The sequence below is a fragment of the Ectothiorhodospiraceae bacterium BW-2 genome, assembly GCA_008375315.1.
Taxonomy (GTDB): domain Bacteria; phylum Pseudomonadota; class Gammaproteobacteria; order Thiohalomonadales; family Thiohalomonadaceae; genus BW-2.
The window spans coordinates 468,584-485,900 of the sequence record CP032507.1 but is presented as its reverse complement, the minus strand read 5'-3'; the positions used below and the strand labels follow the sequence as shown (position 1 = coordinate 485,900).

At 45.3% G+C, this 17,317-nt stretch carries 11 protein-coding genes; all 11 read left to right on the top strand.

All coding sequences use genetic code 11. The annotated features are described in order from the left end of the window. The first annotated feature begins 12 nt into the window (after nucleotides 1–12). Genes D5085_02175 through D5085_02125 form a run of 11 tightly spaced genes read left to right on the top strand, consistent with a single transcriptional unit; the run spans nucleotide 13 to nucleotide 17,300 of the window. Nucleotides 13–804, top strand: a complete 792-nt coding sequence (locus tag D5085_02175) for a glycosyltransferase (GenBank protein QEP42051.1) — start codon at nucleotides 13–15, stop codon at nucleotides 802–804. Beyond that, the gene (locus D5085_02170) at nucleotides 801–1,958 is read left to right on the top strand and encodes a glycosyltransferase family 1 protein (protein QEP42050.1); all 1,158 of its coding nucleotides are present in this window, start codon (nucleotides 801–803) and stop codon (nucleotides 1,956–1,958) included. The genes D5085_02175 and D5085_02170 overlap by 4 nt, the downstream gene beginning before the upstream one ends. A 29-nt stretch (nucleotides 1,959–1,987) precedes the next feature. After that, a complete protein-coding gene (locus D5085_02165; protein ID QEP42049.1) occupies nucleotides 1,988–3,205 on the top strand; it encodes a DUF1972 domain-containing protein in 1,218 nt (405 codons plus the stop codon). Then, the gene (locus tag D5085_02160) at nucleotides 3,192–3,998 is read left to right on the top strand and encodes a hypothetical protein (protein QEP42048.1); all 807 of its coding nucleotides are present in this window, start codon (nucleotides 3,192–3,194) and stop codon (nucleotides 3,996–3,998) included. Before D5085_02165 ends, D5085_02160 begins: the two co-directional genes overlap by 14 nt. Then, nucleotides 3,995–4,684, top strand: coding sequence for an ABC transporter ATP-binding protein (locus D5085_02155; protein QEP42047.1), 690 nt, complete (start codon nucleotides 3,995–3,997; stop codon nucleotides 4,682–4,684). The genes D5085_02160 and D5085_02155 overlap by 4 nt, the downstream gene beginning before the upstream one ends. Before the next feature lie 30 nt (nucleotides 4,685–4,714). Then, the gene (locus D5085_02150; GenBank protein ID QEP42046.1) at nucleotides 4,715–5,806 is read left to right on the top strand and encodes a chain-length determining protein; all 1,092 of its coding nucleotides are present in this window, start codon (nucleotides 4,715–4,717) and stop codon (nucleotides 5,804–5,806) included. Between the two features lie 5 nt (nucleotides 5,807–5,811). After that, nucleotides 5,812–7,500, top strand: a complete 1,689-nt coding sequence (locus D5085_02145) for a polysaccharide export protein (protein QEP42045.1) — start codon at nucleotides 5,812–5,814, stop codon at nucleotides 7,498–7,500. Between the two features lie 25 nt (nucleotides 7,501–7,525). Further along, a complete protein-coding gene (locus tag D5085_02140) occupies nucleotides 7,526–10,147 on the top strand; it encodes a glycosyltransferase (GenBank protein ID QEP42044.1) in 2,622 nt (873 codons plus the stop codon). Then, on the top strand, nucleotides 10,132–12,480 hold the full coding sequence (locus D5085_02135; protein QEP42043.1) for a glycosyltransferase: 2,349 nt from the start codon (nucleotides 10,132–10,134) through the stop codon (nucleotides 12,478–12,480). The genes D5085_02140 and D5085_02135 overlap by 16 nt, the downstream gene beginning before the upstream one ends. A 9-nt stretch (nucleotides 12,481–12,489) precedes the next feature. After that, on the top strand, nucleotides 12,490–13,449 hold the full coding sequence (locus D5085_02130; GenBank protein QEP42042.1) for a hypothetical protein: 960 nt from the start codon (nucleotides 12,490–12,492) through the stop codon (nucleotides 13,447–13,449). Further along, nucleotides 13,446–17,300 carry a glycosyltransferase gene (locus D5085_02125; protein ID QEP42041.1) on the top strand — a complete coding sequence of 1,285 codons (3,855 nt, stop codon included), beginning with the start codon at nucleotides 13,446–13,448 and terminating at the stop codon, nucleotides 17,298–17,300. The genes D5085_02130 and D5085_02125 overlap by 4 nt, the downstream gene beginning before the upstream one ends. Nucleotides 17,301–17,317 lie beyond the last annotated feature (17 nt).

The window sequence follows — 17,317 nt, the reverse complement described above, 5'->3', positions numbered from 1 at the left end:
ACCCATTAGCGTATGCGCTACCACACTATTTTGATAGTGAGTTACCACTGTCAACTGTGGCACAGCGCTGCGCTGCAGTCGCTAGCCCCTGAGCCGCCCTATCCGAATCAGCGACTGCTGTTATGGAGTAACTCTACCGTTACTGCAGAGGAGCGAGCGTGGTTGCAGCACCATTTTGCGGCTTACTCTCTGATCCATATCGTGCCGGGTAAAAATTGGGGTTTGGCCGCTGCCTATAACCATGTTATTGCTAATTATATAACGCCTGAAGACTATTTGACCCTGCTAGATCAAGATACGCTTATACCACAATCTTATTGGCACGAAATGAATGAGGCGATGCAACAGCAGTGGCCGCTGATTTTGCCACAGCTTTGGAGCAGTAACCGTCTAATGAGTCCGGGAAGGCGTTGGGGCGCACGGGGTTATCACTCACAGTCGATGGCTAATGCCGTTGGGGTAGTGAGTAGCCGGCGCCTAGTCGCTATGAATAGTGGCATGACGCTAAGTGGCCGCTTTCTCTCCTCTCTGTGCTACCCTGATGCTCTGTTTGTCTATGGTACCGACTCTTGGCTCATGCGGCAGTATGAGAGCCGTTATCCATCTGTATGGCTGCTGCAGAGCCGGTTACAACACAATCTGGCCGAAGCGCAGCTCTCCTATCGTAGCGATGTGTATCGGGCTAAACAGCTAGAGATGATTCAGGCGCTAGGCGTGATCTATAACCACACACGCTTTGAACGCTTTTTGACCCGCTGCTATCAACAGTGGTACCGTTTGCGACTCTGGTGGCGCTGTCGATGAAGCCATCGATTCTGTTTGTCCATCAGTCGGCTGAGCTCTATGGCTCGGATCGGGTACTGCTTGGGCTACTTATCCATCTGCAACAGAGGGGGTATCGGTTAAAGGTGCTTTTACCAGCAGAAGGGGAGCTAACTAAAGTGCTACAACAGGAGACGATTGAGTATCAGATAGAGCCGGTATGGCGTCTCCATTCGGGTCTGAAAAAGCCGAGGCTATGGCTGCCGTTTATGTTGGAAGCTGTGCGTAGCGTGTGGCAGCTAAATCGTGCGGTTAAGCAGTTTCAGCCCGATATCATCTACAGTAACTCACTAGCGACACTCAGTGGTGTGGTGGTGGCTCGCTATCGCGGTATCCGACACTTATGGCACCTGCATGAGGTGGTGCCGGGGCCATACTGGCTGCGCTGTTGGGCGGGCCGTCTGATTTTGGGTTGGAGTGAGCGCATCATCTGTGTCTCTGAAGCGGTCAGAGAGTCACTCTGGTCCGCTGATACTATCGCTAGGCGGAAGTGTTGTGTCATTTGGAACGGGGTAGCGCCTTATAACAACTTACTCGATCCCTTGGTCGCTAAAAAGAGGCTAGGCCTCTCCGTTACCGCGCTAACGATTGTGGTTCCCGGTAGGCTGAGCTGGCGTAAAGGGCAGCATCTGTTAATTAGGGCAGCTAACTATATTAGTATTCTATCTCCTGATTTAGAGATTGAGTTTGTCTTTGTCGGTTCTGTCTCGCCGAATCAGTCCTACTATGGCCACCAGTTAGAACAACTGATTGCGAGGAGCACCAAGGCAGCAAGATTTACCTTGTTGCCTTGGCGTGCTAGTATGGGCGCAGTTTATGCCGCTGCCGATATTGTAGCCGTGCCCTCAATGAGTGCTGAGGGGTTTGGGTTGGTTGCGGTGGAGGCGATGGCTGCGGCTAAACCTTTGATTGCATCGGCGGTTGGTGGCTTAAATGATATAGTGGTATCGAATGAGAGTGGTGTGTTGGTGGCGCGGACAACGCAACAGCACTGGGCGGTAGCGTTGTTGCGGCTGATTAACGATAGCCATTGGCGACAGCAGTTGGCTCAGGCGGGCTATCGGCGCTGGCAGAGCCGTTTTCAACTATCTCGTCAACTCGACTTGCTAGAACGGCAGTTATTGCAGCTAAATTGATTTAAAATATTAGGTAATAATAATTCAAATTGAAACAGACTATTGCAGAGAGTAGAGGCGACTCACTTAAACCGTTTCGTATTGCGATTGTGGGGGTTCGTGGTATTCCGGCTCACTATGGCGGTTTTGAGACTTTCGCCGAAGATTTAGCTGTGTATTGGGTGAATAGTGGGTTTCATGTGACTGTCTATTGCGAAGAGGGGGTTATTCCGGGGCCGGATAACTATAAAGGGGTTGCATTAAAATATATTCGTGTCCCCCCTTTAGGTACCGCTTCGTCTCTAATTTATGACTGGCTAACCTTGCGCCAATGTCGTAAAAAATACGACTTAATCTACATGCTCGGCTATGGCTCCGCGCTCTTTTGCGCCGCACCGAAACGAGAGGGGGCTTTGGTGTGGATTAATATGGATGGTTTAGAGTGGGCGCGAGCGAAGTGGCCTTGGTATGGTCAGCTTTGGTTTAAGTGGATGGAGCGCAGAGCGGTATCGATTGCTGATAAAGTTATTTGCGATTCGGAGCAGATTAAGTGCCATTTAACCCAACGATATGGCGCGATATCGAGCTTTGAGACTATTGTGTATGGTACCGATACGACACCGATTCTGCCCGAGTTACGCCACTTAGATCCGTTTGATCTACAACCTAATCAATATTTTATTATGGTTGCGCGAGCTGTACCCGAAAATAGTCTGCTGGAGATTGTAACAGGCTTTATGAAGAGTGAAACCGAGTTACCCTTAGTGGTGGTGAGTGATGTCTCTAATCATGATAGTTATGTGCGTAAGCTTCTCGCTTATAGTGGTCACCGCATTCGTTTTATTGGTGCTATCTATTTTCGGGATCATCTGCAGTCGTTGCGCTATTTTGCTTTAGCAGCATTTCACGGCCATACCGTTGGCGGGACTAATCCGTCGCTACTTGAGGCGATGAGTTGTGGCAATCTGGTGATAGCGCACGATAACCTTTTTAATCGGGAGGTAGCCGCAGAGTGTGCCCGCTATTTTAAACATAGTGAGGATATTCCGCCTCTAGTCAGTTGGGTATTACGCCATCAACAAGAGGTTAAACAAAAGGGTCGCGATGCGAGACAGCATATTGAAAACCACTATAACATTCAGCAAATGTTTGAGAAGTATGCAACACAACTACAAAAGTTGCAGTGTCGTGTTGAGCAGACGATAACAGAACACACCGAAACTGAGTTATCGGTTAAAAAAACAGACCTACACTTTGACTCAAAATAATACACGAACACAGTGGCAGGTGACCTGGGCAGTCTGGCGCGCACTCTTTTTGCGCGAGGCGATGCAGGTTCTTACCGCTAAAGAGGGGGAGTATGGCTGGATATGGATAGTCGTTAATCCGCTGCTATTAATTATTTTTCTGATTTTAATGTTTACCTTTATCAGAATGAGAATTATCGAGGGGATGGAGACTGAAGTCTGGATTATGACTGGTGTGCTGTTCTACTATCTGTTTCAGTTGCCTGCGAATCAGGCCTCTAATGCGATTAATGCGAATAAGCAGCTTATCGCCTATCGGCAGGTTAAAGTCGTCGATACGATACTGGTTAAAGGGTTTTTGTCGATTTATCTGCAACTGCTTGTTGCTATAGTGATTCTGCTGGGTAGTTGGGTGCTGTTTCAATTTGATATCTTTCCAGATACGCTATTAACAATTATAGAGGCGGCAGCACTGATGGCGCTGTTAGGGGTAGGGTATGCTATGGTTCATGCGGTCTGTAAGATCATGTCGCCGTTTGTGGCTAAAATTCTCGACTTTATGCATCGACCGCTGTTTATTACTTCAGGTGTTATCTTTCCTTTAGAGCGATTTCAAAATATTCCTGAAGTCTTCGAATATTTGACCTACAACCCCTTGATGCATGGTGTGGCAGCGGTGAGGCACGGTTTTGCCGATCCCTATCTGCCGTTCGAGCCGATTGAGATAGACTATTTGGCTAAGTGGGCCGTTGGCAGCTTTTTTTTTGGTCTGCTATTAATTCGTCGTTATGAGCAGCAGATTTTGATGCGATGATTGAACTACAGCAAGTCAGTAAACGCTATATTACCGCTAAAGGCCCCGGGCCTTGGGTATTGGATGATATTACTCTAACTATTCCGGCACAGGTTAATGTGGGACTCATTGGCCATAATGGTGCCGGTAAATCGACACTATTGCGTCTGATTGGCGGTTTAGAGCAGCCTAATCAAGGTAAAATTGTTCGTAACTGTCGTATCTCTTGGCCGTTAGGGTTTGGTGGAGGATTACACCCTAAATTGAGTGGGCATCAAAATGCCAAATTTCTCTGCAGAGTACATGGTGTTGAGCAGAGTATGGCCGATGTTTTACAACAGATTCAGGACTTTTCTGAAATTGGTAAATCGTTCTATGAGCCGGTATCCACCTACTCCAGTGGTATGAAAGCAAGGCTCACCTTTGCGTTGTCGCTAGCGTTTGATTTTGATGTTTACCTCTCTGATGAGATGACGGCTGTCGGCGATAAGGCGTTTAAGCAGAAAGCTAAACAGGCATTTGAAGATTTGATGGGGCGCTCTAGTCTGATTATGGTGTCGCACGCTGAAGAGCAGTTAAAAGAGTTTTGCCAAGCTGGTATTTTTCTGTTTCAGGGCAAGGTGTTGTGGTTTGATCGAGTTGAAGATGCACTTGAGGCCTATAATAGCTGTATCGAAGCAAAAAATAGAGCCAAAAAAGTAGGTTAGACTCATAGCATTATCTAAGGATTGTTAACCATGAAGTGGATTCCGAAAAAAAACTCGTTTCGCTTAGCGCTGATCGCCTCAATTTTAGTTGCTACTTATTGGGCTTTTATTGCCTCAGATCGCTATATCTCTGAAGCGCATATCGTGATTCAGCGTACCGATATGAGTGGCGGGCAGAGTGTCGATTTTAGCGCCATACTGACGGGTAGTAGTTCAATTAGCAATACTGAGCAGTTGCTGTTAATGGACTATCTGCTCTCTGTCGATATGCTGTTGCTACTAGATGAACAGCTTGACCTGCGCCACCACTATAGTGATCCGGCGTATGATATTATTTCGCGGATGTGGCAGGCGGATGCGCCGATAGAGTGGTTTCATAGCCACTATCAGGATCGCACTCTCATTGAATTTGACCCAGAGGCGGGGATTTTGGTGATTCAGGCACAGGCTTATACGCCGGAGATGGCTAAAGCAATTGCATCGCGTTTAGTCGAGGATGGTGAGCGCTATATGAATCTGCTCGCTCATCGGTTAGCGCGTGAACAGGTCGCCTTTTTAGAGCAGCAGGTAGATGAGCGCCAAGCTACTGCACTCGCCGCTAGACAGCAGCTGTTGGAGTTTCAGAACCGCAATGAGATGGTCTCGCCGGAGGGGACAGTACAGAGTCTAGCGGCGACGATTAATAAACTTGAAGGACAGTTAACTGAGTTAAATACTAAGCGTTCGACCATGTTAGCTTATCTCAGCAGAGATGCCTCGGCTGTCGTCGAGGCCGATATGCAGATCCAGTCAGTTAAGGAGCAGATCGCTGCCGAGAAGCGCCGCCTCGCCTCTAGTAGTGGGGAGGCGCTGAATCAGACGGTACAGGAGTACCAAAGTTTGAAACTGATGGATGAGTTTGCTCAGGATACCTATCGGACGGCATTAGTGGCCCTAGAGAAGGGGCGCATTGATGCGACCCGTACCTTGAAAAAGGTCTCTATTTTGCAGAGCCCGACCTCACCGCAATATCCGCTGATGCCGGAGAGGATATATAATAGCCTCGCTTTTACCTTAGCGGCACTCATTTTAGCGGCTATTTTTGAGTTAATGTTATCTATCATTCGTGATCATCAGGATTAATTGTTATGGTAAAACCTTTCGCCTATTCTATTCTGTTACCTATTCTGGTTGTCACGGTCGCTACGGCTAATGACCTTTTTGGCGTGAATCAAGCGCTCGGGTTATCTTCTCCTCCCCCTAGGACAGCAATCGATACTGCTACTGCGACAGAGAGTGGGGTGCCGCTACTACCGCAGCAGGAGGATTACCAATATAATCTTGAGAGCGATGTCTTTGGGGCACAGCTCTTTACCGGTGCCTTTGCAGCAGAAGAGGGGACTCCCTTTAATCCTGACTATGTGATTCATCAGGGGGATCGGGTGCAGCTAAGAATGTGGGGCGGGTTTGAAATCGATACCCTGCTTGATGTTGATCTGCAGGGGAATATCTTTATTCCTCATGTCGGGCCGGTAAAACTACAGGGGGTTGCTAATCGTGATCTGCAACAGCTTGTTGAAAAAGCGATTAAACGAACCTTTAAAGCCAATGTCTTTAGTTATGTCACCCTAGCAGCAGCCCAGCCATTACAGGTCTATGTCGGCGGCTATGTTAACCGACCCGGTGCCTACGGTGGTACTAGTATGGATAGTGTGCTCTACTATCTCGATAAAGCGGGGGGGATCGATACCGAGCGGGGTACCTTTTTGGATATTCAGATTAAACGAGGTAACCAGATTCGGGCAAAGATTAATCTCTACGATTTTTTGGTAAATGGAGTCTTGCCTCACTATCAGCTCCGTTCGGGGGATGTAATCTTTGTACCACCACGGCAAAAGGTAGTACAGGTGACCGGACTGGTTGAGAACCCGAAGCAGTTTGAGTTTAAATCATCACAATTTAGCCTCGATGCGCTGCTCTCATTAGCCCGACCCGAGCCGGTGGCAACCCATATTCGGATTACCCGTAACAGTGGCATGACGACTAATGTTGACTATCTGCCGCTAGAGGGGTTACAGGGGAGTGTGGTTTATGCGGGTGATGTGGTAGCGGTGACGGCAGATAAAAAGGCTGGAACTATCTCGGTAAGAGTCGAGGGTGCTCATAACAGCCCACAGGAGTATGTCTTGCCAAGTGGTACCCTAATGGGGGAGCTGTTGGCAAAAATTGAGTTTAACAGCCGCTCAGACCTATACTATCCGCAACTGTTTCGCCACAGTGTAGCTGAGCGGCAAAAAGAGAGTCTGAATCGGGCTCTTGATGGAATGGAGACCCGTATTCTCACCACTCGCTCCGGCTCTTCGGCTGAAGCAGAGCTGCGTAAAAATGAAGCGGAATTAATTTTACGCTGGATACAGCTCGCGCGTGACATTGAACCTAAAGGGCAGGTAGTGATTGCCAGAAGTAGCCAACTGATGGAGCTTCCCCTAGAGAGTGGCGATATTATTCGTATTCCGACTAAAGATGGCTTGGTGTTGGTGAGTGGGGAAGTGCTCTATCCAAATGCTATCGCCTATGATGCAGTTCTAGGGCTGGATGACTATATCGATCTCTCCGGTGGGTATAGTCAAAGTGCCGATACCTCCCGTATTGTGATCGCCCATAGCGATGGTAGTTTTTCAACCTATAGCGATAGCGGTAAACAGCTATTAATCAAAAGCGGTGATGAGGTCATGGTTTTGCCTCGGGTTGAGCTAAAATCGCGCCAGTTTTGGAAGGATATGATGCAGATTATCTATCAGGTGGCCATTAGTGCTAAAGTTGTGCTCGATCTCTAACCGCACTATTAGCCATTAAGCTATTGTGATACAGCGTTTACGGTTTGCTGTCGGTTCAGTCCGGATAGCGCTGCTATGGCTGGTTAAAATTATCACCCATCTGTGTGGCTGCCGTCGATTCTACTATCGCTATCTGCAGCGACAGATTGAGCGCAGTGGTCTGTTTGATGCCGAGAGCTATCTGAAGCAGAATCCCGATGTGCAGAGTGCTGCTGTCGAACCGTTAGAACACTATGTGCGCGATGGCGATCGTGAAGGGCGAAGACCTCACCTGCTGTTTGATCCCAGCTACTACCGCAGCCACCGTAGTGACTTTTGGGTTAAACGCAGCAACAGCCTGTTGCACTATCTTTGGGTTGGGCGCTATTGCAGCCTCTCTCCGAGTCCTTGGTTTGATTTAAGCTACTATATAGCCCGAAATAGCGATGTTGTTCAGAGCCGAGTAGAGCCACTGTGGCACTTCATCTTCTATGGTGGGCAGGAGGGGCGAGCCCCGTCACCCCAGTTTGACAGCCGTTACTATCTTGATACCAACCCCGATGTCGCTCGCCAGCGTGTAAATCCGCTCATCCACTATCTGCAGCAGGGGCGTTACCATAATCGTGATACCATGATTTCGTTTCATGATGCCACGATACAGCAGCCGTTGTGTCGATTACAGCTACCCCTGCCCGATAGTCACTTGTGGCAAAACCTTGTACCGCGTAAAAATATGGGGAGTGCCGTTGTCGATGTCATTATGCCGATCTATCGCGGTAAAACTGAGACCTTACGCGCTATTGCTAGTGTGCTGCAGGCGGCTACGGCGATCGACTATGAGTTAATCGTTATTAATGATCACACCCCGGATAGTGAGTTAGCCGATACACTGCAACAACTATCAGATGACGGCCTCTTTACCCTCATTAATCAACCGCGTAACCTTGGATTTGTTGCTACCGTAAATAGAGGCATGGAGCAGCATCAGCAGCGTGATGTCGTGCTGTTAAATAGCGATATTGAAGTCTTTGATCGTTGGCTGGATCGGCTCTATGATCACGCGCAGCAGCCGCACACGGCCACGGTAACGCCGATCTCTAATAACGCGACAATATGCAGCTACCCCCGTTTTTTACACGACAATACCTATCAGTTAGAGTTGGAAGATGGTCAGTTAGATCAGCTAATGGAGCAGGTGAATCGGGGGGCATCGGTTGAAACGCCTACCGGAGTTGGTTTTTGTCTCTATATTCGGCGTGAGGTATTAGATCGTATTGGCCTATTTAATGTCAAACGCTACGGCAGAGGCTATGGCGAAGAGAACGATTTTTGTCAGCGGGCTATCGTCGCAGGTTATAAAAACCGCATTGCAACCGATATTTTTGTGCGTCACTGGGGGGCGGTTTCGTTTCAGGGAGAGCGGGAGAAGCGAATTCAGGTAGCGATGCGGCGTATTCGGCGCGATTTTCCGCGCTATCATCGTGATGTGGCCCGTTTTATTGATGCTGATCCTCTGCTGCGTTATCGTTATGCAATCGATATGGCTCGGTTACAGCGCTACTGTAAGCGGGAGAATATTCTGATTATCTCTCATGATCGAGGCGGAGGGACCGAGCGTCATATTAGTGAAGATGTACAACGACTGATGTCGTTGAATAAGGGAGTCTTTTTTTTGCGTCCTCTACATAAAATGGCGCAAACCGGCTCCTTTTCTCACCCATTAGTAAGAAACACCCCCTCTATGCCAGAGGTAGTCTTTAGTGATGATAGTGCGATAGCTGAGCTGCTACAGCGGTTTAAAATTAGCGAAATTCATAGCCATGGTCTGACCGATTTTCAACCCGATATGGCGACACGCATCGGACAGTGGTGCCAACAGTACCAGCTGCGGCTAGAGGTCAATATTCATGACTATAAAGTGATCTGTCCCCGTATCAATCTGCATGATCGTAACGGTTATTATTGTGGTGAACCGGATGAGATGGGGTGTAATCGATGCTTAACTCAGCTCGGTTCCGACTTTGCAGTAACCGATATTGGCTGGTGGCGGCGGCTGCATCAGCCGATATTAGAGCAGGCCGACTGTGTTAATGTGCCGAGTGAAGATGTTGCCAATCGGTTAAGACGCTACTACTCTGAATTGAGTCTATGCACTACGCCGCATGAAGAGATCGATATTAATGCACTTAACTTTAAACAACCTAAGCTGAGTCATAACGAGCCGCTGCATTTGGTGATTCCAGGAGCGGTATCGGCGATAAAGGGCTATTTGGTTATTTTGCATTTAGCGCGATTGATTAGAGCGCAGCAGCTACCGCTACGCCTGACTGTGATGGGCTATACCATGGATGATAAATTACTACGACAGGAGGGGGTTGTCATTACCGGGCGCTATCAGGAGGTGGATGGGCCGAACATGTTAGCTCAACTTAATCCCCACTATGTTTGGCTCCCTTCGGTGTGGCCTGAAACCTATAGCTATACCTTATCACTAGCACTCACAACAGGCTATCCGGTGATCGCTTTTGATATCGGAGCCATTGCTGAACGGTTACGCCAACTAGAAGAGGGTTACCATTTAATGCCGTTAAGCTATGCACGATCGGAACAGAGTCGGCAGCTTGTTAATGCGCTAGATAGCATCCGAGCCCAATGTTGCGTAGAGTAAGGGAAGGCTATGTTGAGGCGGTGCAGCCTAATGCTCTGAGTGGCTGGGTTGCGCGAAGAGCCGATGAAAAGATCACCATCACCTTAACCCTGTTTGGTCAAAAATATCCGTTGCAGCCAGAGTGGTATCAACGCAGTGATGTGGCTGATAAATTGGGAGAGGAGTGGAGTTATGGCGGGTTTGTCTGTGCCTTGCTGCCATGGCAATATTATATTATTGCCCGTTATAAGCAACGGTTTAAGTGGTTATATGCTAACAACGATAGTTTAATCATTGCAGCAGATGCGCTAGAGCGGCAAAGTTTTTCAGCCTATGCAGCTAGTTATTGTAGTGACGGTTTTGTTGAAGATATTCAGGCGAACGCCATTTACGGTTGGGTTAAGCGCCGAGGCAATAGTTCGATTAATTTATGGCTCAATATTAATGACAGTTGGTTAACACTGCAGGTGGCATGGCTGCCTAGAGTCGATATTGCTAAGCAGTTTGGCAAGAGCTATCTCCATAGCGGTTTCTGTTGTAGGATTAAGTATCCTTGGTATCAAGAGTTATTACAGCAAGCTCGGGTTGCTAAGTTGGAAAATTTCCATCCTATTCGAGTTAATGATAGCCAGCTACTGCCAGTATTAAAGCTCCCTTTCGATTTAGATAGTTGGCTGCGCGAATTTATTAACAAGCAGCAGCCCTCTTTACAGCAAATCTCAGATCTAACAGCAGCTAACGCGACGCCTAAATTTTCAGTGATTGTTCCGGTCTATAATACTAAAGCGGACTATCTGCAGCAGTGTATTGAGTCAGTTTTAGCTCAAGTCTATCCCTATTGGGAGCTCTGTGTAGCGGATGATGCCTCTACCGATGTAGCAACTAGAACACTACTAACCCGATATCAGGAGGTAGATAACCGGATTAAAGTGGTTTTTCGTACTGAAAATGGCCACATATCAGTAGCCTCTAATAGTGCATTACAGCTGGCAACTGGAGACTATATGGTACTACTCGATCATGATGATCAGTTGACACCCGATGCACTCTACCATTTGGCAACGGTAATTCAGCAGAGGCCAACAGTCAAACTGCTCTACAGTGATGAGGATAAAGTCAGTTGTGACGGGGGACTCTACCAGCCCCATTTTAAATCGGAGTGGAATCGGGATCTATTCTATTCACACAACTATTTAGGTCATTTAGTTGCGATAGAGCGTCGCGTCATAGAGTTAATTGGCGGGTTTCGTCCTGGCGTTGAAGGGAGTCAGGACTATGATCTGATTTTACGAACATTGCAGCAGATAGACGATAGTGAGATAGAGCATATTTCGTATCTACTGTACCACTGGCGTAGTCATGAAGAGTCAACCGCAGCATCTCCTGATGCAAAGCAATATACTCAATGTGCGGGTATTAAGGCCTTGAGTGACTATTTTAATGGTCGATATAGCCAAACGGGTCGGGTGACTGCGGGGATTGCGATAAATAGCTATCATATTATTTGGCCACTTCCTGATAAATTACCGTTAGTATCATTAATTATAGCTACTCGTGATAGAGTTAATCTTCTAAAAAATGCAATAGAGTCTCTTTTATTTAAGACAATATATGAAAATTATGAAATTATTATTATCGATAATGGTAGTGTTGAAAAGGAGACTTTGCATTATTTTGAGCAGATAACCGAGAAAAAAAATATATCGATCTATCGTCATGATGTACCGTTTAACTTCTCGCTGCTCAATAACTTAGGAGTACAGTATGCAAAAGGGGAGGTTATTGGATTAATAAACAACGATATTGAAGTGATTAACTCAAACTGGCTTACTGAGATGGTCAGTCATGCGATGCGTCCCGATATCGGCTGTGTCGGAGCTAAGCTGTATTATAGTAATAACACCATTCAACATGGTGGGGTTATCTTAGGAATAGGGGGGGTGGCTGGTCATGCGCATAAGTATTTTCCTAAAGAGAGCTCAGGCTATTTCGATAGACTAAATCTGGTACAAAACTGCTCTGCCGTTACCGCTGCCTGTCTATTAGTTCGAAAAGAGATCTATCAACAGGTGGGTGGGCTAGATGAGGAGAATTTGAAAATTGCTTTTAACGATGTCGATTTCTGTCTTAAAGTGAGAGAGGCGGGTTACCGTAATCTTTGGACGCCTTATGCAGAGCTCTACCACCATGAATCATTAAGTCGGGGAGAGGATGATACCCCGGAAAAACGGGCTCGATTTGAGAGTGAGGTGAGGTTTATGCAGCATAAATGGGGCGATATATTACAAAATGATCCCTACTATAGTCCGTATCTAACACGGCAGTATGAGGATTTTTCTTTAGCCATCGATTGATTTTATAGTATGAATACAATCAATAACTCAATATGTCTTTTTGTTCATATACCTAAAACGGCAGGCACTAGTCTGCGTATTGCTTTTGAACAGGCGTTAGGGAAAGAGTCTGTTTACTATGATTATGGTAAAACAGCATCAGAGACTAGTGCTTTAGTGAGCGATCTCCTCTATGGAGAGATTCCCGACTCATATCGGTTATTTGAATATTTAGGTAAATGCTCTTCTCGATCATTAATCGCAGGGCATTTTGGAATAAAGCGATATAGCCATTTTATTTTAGCGAAAAATATCGCTACCTTTGTGCGCGATCCGGTGCAGCAAGTGATTTCACACTACTACCACTTTAAGAGACATGGCGGATATAAGCAGAGTTTAGAAGTGTTTTGTCGCCAGCCCCAATTTCGTAATTTACAAAATAGAAGTTTTAACAACTATCCACTTAATCTAATCGGTTTTATTGGGCTAACCGAAAAATTCACTATTTCACTACAGCTACTAGCCAAACTATGGAATATCTCCATTGAAGAGTTAAAATTAAATTTTAATCAACAGCGAACGGAGGAGCTCTATCAGGTAGAACCCGCAACAGAGCAGTTAATTAAACAACAAAATCGGCAAGATATGCGGCTATATGCTAAAGCGTTAGCCCGTTTTGAACAGCAATATAGCGAATATGAGCAGTCAGGATACTATCTCTATCGAAGCGATGGCCTAAAAAATGTACCGCGTGGGATTAGCGGATGGTGTTACTATAGTCATAGTGATCACCCGGTAAAAATTGAGGTGTTAAATAGTAACGGAGTCGTACTCTATTACTGTTATGCGACGGAATTTCAGCCGCAGTTAGCACAATTTAATCCGGTCAGAGGGGGCTGTATTGGTTACCATGTTCCAAAAAAATATTTAACCGAGCCGTTAACGGTTCAAAGCAGCGAGGGACATGTTTTGGGAGAGTGGCAACCATGAGTCAAACGATAGTTACGCTAAAACAGATTAGCTCAATTAATCGGCTAAGCGCTATTGAGTTATGTATCGATTTAGCTATTCATATAGATAGCATCGGTTTATGGTGTGGCTGGTTACTCGATAAAGAACGGCAGATTTTAGGTTGGGGATATTTACAACCGAATAGTAGCTCTAATTCGACATCTGTTGAGTTTGAGCTGATATCTGTTCCTGAAGAACAGCTTAAGCGGCTAAGTCGTGAAGATGTGGCGCAAGCTAAATCTGTCAAGGAGGAGCAGCTTGGTCAGTTAGGTTTTTCTCTGTTAATACCATCATGGTCTTCTGGTAATCGATTGGTTTTGATAACTAAAGATAATTGTATTTATCAAATTCCACCAATAAGCTACCACTATACGATTGAAACTTTAACTGTTCCACTAAAAGCGATTCTACCTCACTCAGGGCTAGCTATCTACAGTCTGTTACAGCAACATGTAGCATCATCTCATCTGCTATTAAAAAATGTGACTCAACTGCTGCAGCAGTTAAACATAGACACTACTGACTCATCCGTAAATGAACCGGATATTATATTTTATCGTAACTACTATGAAGATTTGGCTGAGTTATCGGATGAGGAGTTGAGGCGACATTGGCACCGCTGTGGCAAGATTGAAGGACGCATTCCAAGCCTTCAGGTACTATTTGAGTCACAGCCAAAATCGTTACAGCTAAAATTAGAGAAGTTTGAGCCGGAATTCTATCTCTATATTCATACTGATTTATCACAGTCTAATATCACTACTCCATTAGATGCAATATTGCACTATATTAGAATAGGCCATAAAGAGATAGCAAGATTCGGAAATTTAATGGAGTGGCTTAATGGGCGTATTAAAACTGAAGATATCAATGATATTGAGTTAAATTGTGATACCGTTATTGCTCTTAATCTTGATAAATTTCCACAGATTGATATCGAAAAAATATGTCAAACTTTATCCGGAAAAAAGCCTTTACCACTACAGCTATTGCCATCTAAGAGCGACACAGCAGAAATTTATAAAAAATTAGCTATTTATCAGTTAGAGTTTAGTCAAAGTGTAGAAAAAGAAAAAGATCATGTTTGTGCTTCTCTCCTACAGCTATCACTCTACTTTTCTAAAGATAGTTACTGTTATGAGTTGTTAGGTAATTTGTGTTTTGATAAACGAGATTACTATGCTGCGCAGGAGTATTATCATCAGTCTCTAAGCGTTAATCACACTAAAATATGGCCAATGCTTAATTTGGTCAAATCTCAATTTGAGTTACAAAACTATACTAAAGCTATCGAGCTCCTTTCTGAGTTTATTAAATGTTATCCAGATTATGGTGAATTAAAGGTAGAGCTAGATAAGGTTGCTGAAGCCTATATGTTACAGCTAAGGAGTCAATTATCTATAGGGTTTCATGAAACAGAACAACGCTCAAAAATGGTGAGTGGATTGAGTGAAGGGGTAAAAAAATTATATGAAACATATCTGTTAACTTTTGGGGTCTCTGAAAAATTACCCCCCCTCTGTATCACTGATTTAACCCGTATTTTAATTATAGGTGATCACCATGTGCCACAGTGTGTACGCTATCGTATTAATCAAAAAATAGAGCAGTTATCCTCTGTTGATATCGCGGTAACAGTTATCGATTGGATAAAATTTGATAGTGATGCATTTAATCAACTACTGCTGCATGATATTGTTATTTTTTATCGCACTCCTGCACTGCCTATATTAATTAAAGCAATGGCACAGTTAAATAGCGTTGGTAAATTGGCTATTTATGAGGTAGATGATCTTATTTTTGATCCTATCTATCCTCCTGTATTAGAGAGCTATGGTGGTTATGTTGACTATACGACATGGCGCGGCTTAGAGCAGGGGATGGCGTTGAATCGAGCCGCGATACAGTGTTGCCAGCTCGGGATTGCCTCAACTATACCTTTACAACGCCATCTTGCTGCATTAGTGCAGTCTAAACAGGCATTGACTCATCGTAATGGTCTTGACCATTTAAACGAAATTAAGAGTATAGATAAAGGTCATAAAAAGACTATCGATATTTTTTATGGTAGTGGCACGATGGCTCATAATAGCGATTTTATTGAATTAGTGTTACCGGCATTAATACGATTATTAGAGAAGTATCAGAATGTTAGACTTATTGTTGTCGGCTATTTAGCCTTGCCTCAATCGTTTACGCAGCAGTTTTTCGAACAAATTATTATGCTGCCGCTTGTGAAACAGGTTCAGAGCTATTGGCAACTACTACAGCAGGCCGATATTAATATTGCGGTACTTCATCAAGATAAAATTAATGATTGTAAAAGTGAGCTTAAATGGTTTGAGGCGGCCTGTTTTTCGATTCCATCAGTTGTTAGTCATACCGAAAATTATCGTGACATTGTTATCGATGGGGTAGATGGAGTGTTAGCAGCAACAGTGGATGATTGGTATCGACAGCTTGAACGGCTAATTGTCGAGCCAGAATATAGGCAAAAAATCGGTTCTCAGGCGCTTAACCGAGTAGAGAAAGAGTATGCTGTTACAATATTAGGATCGCAGCTGAAGCAACAGTTAGTGGATTGGATCAGCAGACATAATCAGAAATCTAAGCCCAAAATTATGGTGGTAAATGTCTTTTTCCCACCACAGGCAATTGGTGGAGCCACTCGGGTTGTGGCTGATAATATTGATATATTACTAGAGTCATACAGCGATAAATTTCAACTAGTCGCCTTTACTAGTGATAACTACTGTACTGAACCTTATCAACTGTCAGCCTATAACTATAAGGGGGTTAGAGTCTATCGCACTACGGTAAAGTGGCGAGAGAATATGGATTGGCATGCTGAAGATAGCGAGATAGAGACGCTATTTAATCAGGTACTTGCTTTAGAGCAGCCCGATTTAGTCCATTTTCATTGTGTGCAGCGCCTGACAGCCTCTGTCGTTGTGGCGGCTAATAAGCGTAAAATCCCCTATTTTATTACTTTGCATGATGCCTGGTGGATATCCGATTATCAGTTTTTGGTTGACGGGCAGGGTAGGGTCTATCCGGATGGCCATCCCGATCCTTATCAGATTATTCCGCTTCCTGAGGGGATTAGCTTAGATGCTTCGCTACAGCGAAGGGCGATGCTGCGTAAATTATTGCAATCTGCAGATAAACTGCTATTAGTGTCAGCGGCTTTTGCTAGGCTATACCAAAAAAATGGCTTTGAGAACATAGTCGTTACCCGCAATGGGCTTTCGGCTAAAACGGCTTGGCGACCTAAGCAGACGCAGCAGGAGTCTGCGGTGATTTGTGGCCATATCGGAGGAATCTCTGCCCATAAGGGGTACGATCTGCTAAAATTAGCGGTAGAGCAGGTTCGACCGAAAAACTTACGCTTTATTGTAGTGGATCACGCTAAAGTGGAAGGAGAGCGCTATCAGCGCCATTGGGGTGAAACACCTGTTACTTTTATGGGGCGATTGTCGCAACAACGGATGGTTGAATTTTATCAGCAGATGGATATTTTGTTTGCTCCCTCTATCTGGCCAGAGAGTTTTGGTCTGGTGACTCGTGAAGCGGCCGCGTGTGGTTGTTGGGTGGTTGCCAGTAATCGGGGTGGTATTGGGGAGGATGTGATTGAAGGTAAGAGTGGTCATGTGATTGAACCGACTGTGGAGGCGTTAGTTGCAGTGATTGAGCAGATTGATGCTAACCCATTGTGGTATAAGGGGTTGGCGCAAGCTAAGAAACCGCGTTATGTGGCCGAGCAGGTTGAGGAGATTGTGGCGTGTTATCGTCACATCGTCAATGGTGTTAAAGAAACGATGGATATTTAGTTTTCGAGTGGTGGAGA

Excerpts from the sequence above, each read along its gene's own strand:
- D5085_02175 (QEP42051.1), top strand. The coding sequence starts at position 13 with ATGCGCTACCACACTATTTTGATAGTGAGTTACCACTGTCAACTGTGG.
- D5085_02170 (QEP42050.1), top strand. The coding sequence starts at position 801 with ATGAAGCCATCGATTCTGTTTGTCCATCAGTCGGCTGAGCTCTATGGC.
- D5085_02155 (QEP42047.1), top strand. The coding sequence starts at position 3,995 with ATGATTGAACTACAGCAAGTCAGTAAACGCTATATTACCGCTAAAGGC.
- D5085_02150 (QEP42046.1), top strand. The coding sequence starts at position 4,715 with ATGAAGTGGATTCCGAAAAAAAACTCGTTTCGCTTAGCGCTGATCGCC.
- D5085_02145 (QEP42045.1), top strand. The coding sequence starts at position 5,812 with ATGGTAAAACCTTTCGCCTATTCTATTCTGTTACCTATTCTGGTTGTC.
- D5085_02135 (QEP42043.1), top strand. The coding sequence starts at position 10,132 with ATGTTGCGTAGAGTAAGGGAAGGCTATGTTGAGGCGGTGCAGCCTAAT.
- D5085_02130 (QEP42042.1), top strand. The coding sequence starts at position 12,490 with ATGAATACAATCAATAACTCAATATGTCTTTTTGTTCATATACCTAAA.
- D5085_02125 (QEP42041.1), top strand. The coding sequence starts at position 13,446 with ATGAGTCAAACGATAGTTACGCTAAAACAGATTAGCTCAATTAATCGG.